At 69.7% G+C, this 4,063-nt stretch carries 3 protein-coding genes; all 3 read right to left on the minus strand.

What is annotated here, in order from left to right:
- Positions 1-12 precede the first annotated feature (12 nt).
- Genes I5E_RS05315 through I5E_RS05325 form a run of 3 tightly spaced genes read right to left on the minus strand, consistent with a single transcriptional unit; the run spans position 13 to position 4,036 of the window.
- On the minus strand, positions 13-2,157 hold the full coding sequence (locus tag I5E_RS05315) for a dipeptide ABC transporter ATP-binding protein (RefSeq protein ID WP_022906077.1): 2,145 nt from the start codon (positions 2,155-2,157) through the stop codon (positions 13-15).
- Positions 2,150-3,088: an ABC transporter permease gene (locus tag I5E_RS05320; protein ID WP_022906078.1), complete on the minus strand. Its 939-nt coding sequence runs from the start codon at positions 3,086-3,088 to the stop codon at positions 2,150-2,152. Before I5E_RS05320 ends, I5E_RS05315 begins: the two co-directional genes overlap by 8 nt.
- A 3-nt stretch (positions 3,089-3,091) precedes the next feature.
- Positions 3,092-4,036, minus strand: a complete 945-nt coding sequence (locus I5E_RS05325; protein ID WP_022906079.1) for an ABC transporter permease — start codon at positions 4,034-4,036, stop codon at positions 3,092-3,094.
- Positions 4,037-4,063 lie beyond the last annotated feature (27 nt).

The following is a 4,063-nucleotide window of genomic DNA, read 5'->3' on the forward strand; positions in this document are numbered from 1 at the left end:
CGGGGGAACCGCCTAGGCGACGGCCTCCACCCGCTCGGTGAGGAGCGGGTTCTGGTCGGTCTGGATGCACGCGACACCGCGGCCGTGCACGTCCTGCAGCCGCGGGTCGACCGAACGGCACCGCTGCTGCCGGCCCTCGTCGAGGAGCTGGTACAGCGGGCAGCGGGTCCGGAAGCGGCACCCCTCGATCCGTTCGGTCGGCGACGGGAGGTCGCCGTCGAGCAGGATGCGTCCGCGGGCGGCCTCGGCGAACGGGTCGGGCACCGGGACGGCGGACAGGAGCGCCCGCGTGTAGGGGTGCTGCGGATCGTCGAACACCCGGTCACCGTCGCCGTACTCGACGATCCGGCCGAGGTACATCACGGCCACGTCGTCGGCGATGTGCCGGACCACGGACAGGTCGTGCGCGACGAACAGGTAGGACAGGCCGAGCCGGTGCTTGAGGTCCTCGAGCAGGTTGATGACGCCCGCCTGCACCGAGACGTCCAGCGCGGAGACCGGTTCGTCGAGCACGAGGATCTTCGGCTCGACGATGAGCGCGCGGGCGATCCCGATGCGCTGGCGCTGCCCGCCGGAGAACTCGTGCGGGTACCGGTCGATGTAGCTCGGCTCGAGGCCGACCAGCTCGAGGGAATCGCGCACCCGTCGACGGATCTCGTCCTTCGGCACACCCTGCACGGTGAGCGGTTCGCCGATCACGGAACCGATGTCGAGCCGGGGGTCGATGGAGGCCATCGGGTCCTGGAAGACGACCTGGATGTCGCTGCGGAGCGCACGGCGGTCGGCCTTCGACAGCGAGCCGGTGTCGACACCGTTCACCCTGATGGTGCCCTGCTGGGCGCCGGCGAGCTCGAGGATCTCCATGATCGTGGTCGTCTTGCCGCAGCCGGACTCGCCGACGAGGCCGAGGACCTGCCCGCGCTTCAGGGTGAGGGAGATGCCGTCGACCGCGTGCACCTCGCCGATGCGCCGACGGAACAGCGCACCCTTCGTCAGCGGGAACGTCTTCACGACGTCGTCGAGCTGCAGCACCACGTCGTCGCCGTGGTCGATCTCGGCCTCGGGCACGTCCTCCGGACGCGGGAAGATCTCGGAGCGAGCGAGCGTCCCGGCGGCGATCTCGTCGCGGCGGATGCACGCGGCGGTGTGCTCGTCGTCGAAGGCGCCGTTCGAGATCGTGGGCGTCGCGCCGGTCAGCACCGGGTTGTCGGCACTCGGCGGGACCGAGGGGGCGATCAGGGCGGGCTCGCCCTCGCGGCAGGCGTCGAGCACGGCCGGGCATCGGTCGGCGAACGGGCACCCGGTCGGCTTCTGGGTGAGGAGCGGCGGGCGGCCCTCGAGCGGGACGAGGCGCTCCGAGCGCGCCGAGGTCATGTTCGGCATCGAGCGGAGCAGCCCGATCGTGTACGGCATGACCGGTTCGCGGAAGAGCGGTTCGACCGGAGCGGTCTCGACGATCCGGCCCGCGTACATCACGGCGACGCGGTCGGCGTTGCCGGCGACGACACCGAGGTCGTGCGTGATGAGGACCACCGCGGCGCCGGTCATCTCCTTCGCGGTCTGCAGGACGTCGAGGATCTGCGCCTGGATCGTCACGTCGAGCGCGGTCGTCGGCTCGTCGGCGATGATCAGCTTCGGGTCGTTCGCGATGGCGATGGCGATCATCGCGCGCTGACGCATGCCGCCGGAGAACTCGTGCGGGAAGGCGTCGAGTCGCCTGGAGGGGTTCGGGATGCCCACGACACGCAGCAGTTCCTCGGCTCGGGTCCGCGCGGCGTGCGGGGTGAGGCTCCGGTCGTGCAGCCGCAGTCCCTCGACGATCTGCTGCCCGATCGTGTACACGGGCGTCAGGGCGGAGAGCGGGTCCTGGAAGACCATGGCGATGTCGCGCCCGCGGAGCTTCGACATCTCGCGGTCGTTCAGGCCGAGCAGCTCGCGGCCGTCGAACCGGATGCTGCCCTCGACCTTGGCCGACGACGGCAGCAGGCCCATGACGGCCATCGAGGACACCGACTTGCCGGACCCGGACTCGCCGACGATGCCGAGGAACTCGCCCTGGTTGACGGAGTAGTCCACACCGCGGACGGCGTACACGGGCTTCGAGCCCGGGTTGAACGTGACGGTCAGGTCGGAGACGGAGAGCAGGGGCTCAGTCACGGTTGGCTCCCGAGGTGGGGTCGATGGCGTCGCGCAGGGCGTCGCCGAGCAGGCTGGTGGAGAGGACCGTGGCGACGAGCGTCGCAGCCGGCAGGACGAACAGCCACGGTCGGGTGACCGCGGACTGGCTGCCGGCGGCGAGCAGCGTGCCGAGCGACACGTCCGGCACCTGGATGCCGAAGCCGAAGAAGCTCAGGGCGCTCTCGGACAGGATCATCGCGCCGACCCCGAGCGTGGCGTCGATGATCAGCAGCGAGGCCACGTTCGGCAGGATGTGCCGCCGGATGATCGTGAACGACGGCACACCCATGAACCGCGCGGCCTTGACGTAGTCGCGCTCTCGCAGCGACATCGTCTGCCCGCGGATCACGCGCGCCATGATCATCCAGCCGAAGATCGCCAGCCCGACGATGAGCGCGAGCCAGCTGAGGTTCTTGAACAGCGGGCTGAGGAGGACCAGCGCGTAGAAGGACGGGATGACCAGCAGCAGGTCGATGCCCCAGACGAGCGCCCGGTCCACGAACCCGCCGAAGTACCCGGCCACGGCGCCGACGATGCCGGCGATGAGCGTGGCGGCGGGACCGGCGATGAGGCCGATGAGCAGCGACTTCTGCAGGCCGACGAGCGTCTGCGCGTAGATGTCCTGCCCGATGTCGTTCGTGCCGAACCAGTGGGACGCGCTCGGCGGCATGCCGAACGCCAGGCCGTCGGAGTCGACGGCGTTCCAGTGGTACAGGTACGGACCGACGAAGGCCCAGAGCAGGATGAGCAGCAGCGCGCCGCCGCCGATGCGGGCGCGCCAGGTGCCGAGCACCTTGCGCCAGAGCGGGGTGCGGCCACCCTTCACCTCGACGACGTGCGCCGGGGTGCCGGCGCCGCCGTCACCGGGGTCGCCGGCGGTGTTCGTGGTCGTGGGGTCGAGAACAGACACGGGTCACACCCTCACTCGCGGGTCGAGCGCGGCGTAGAGCAGGTCCGCGAGGGTGCCTGCGATGAGCACGAGGATCGCCGTGAAGAGGATCGTGCCCGCTGCCGCGTTGATGTCGTTGTTGCCGATGCTCTGGACGAAGTACTCGCCCATGCCGTGCCAGCTGAAGACGAGTTCGGTGATGCTCGCACCCGTCAGGATGAGGCCGAAGGAGTAGGCGAAGAACGTCGACATCGGGATGAGCGCGACGCGGACGCCGTGCCGCATGATGGCCGATCCACGCGTCCGGCCCTTCGAGCGTGCCGTCCGGATGAAGTCGTTCGACAGGACGTCGAGCATCGCCGAGCGCTGGTACCGGGAGTACGACGCGACGGCACCCACCGTCAGCGAGATCGTCGGTAACAAGAGGTGGACCAGCCGGTCGCCGAGCACCGGGAAGAACCCGCTGACGCCCGGGGTGTACTCACCGGTGAAGCTGATCACCTGCGTGCCGACCACGTTGTTGAGGTTGGTCGCCAGGATCATCAGGACCACCGCGATGACGAACGGCGGGGTCGCGAGCACCGCGAAGGACGCGTAGGTCGAGACCTGGTCGGACGTCTTGTACTGCCGCACCGCGTTCCAGACGCCGAGCAGGACACCGAGGATCGCGCCGAGCAGCGTGCCGATCACGAGCAGCCGGAGGCTCGTGCCGGACCGGGCGACGATGTCGGCGGTGACCTCGGTGCCGCGGGCGCTGATGCCGAGCGAGCCGTGCGTGACGAGGTTCACCCACCAGTTCCACGTCCGCACCAGCAGCGGGGTGTTCGGATCGGCGCCGAGTTTCTGGAGCGCGGCGTCGATCGAGCTCTGCGGCACCGGCGGGTTCTTGCCGAGGTACCTGGCCGTCGGGTTGAGCGTCGCGCTGGCGAGCAGGTAGCCGAGCGTCGTCGCGACGATCGTCAGGATCACGTAGTGACGATCCGCTTCGCGAGGAAA

Source organism: Curtobacterium sp. B18, assembly GCF_000333375.1.
Classification (GTDB): domain Bacteria; phylum Actinomycetota; class Actinomycetes; order Actinomycetales; family Microbacteriaceae; genus Curtobacterium.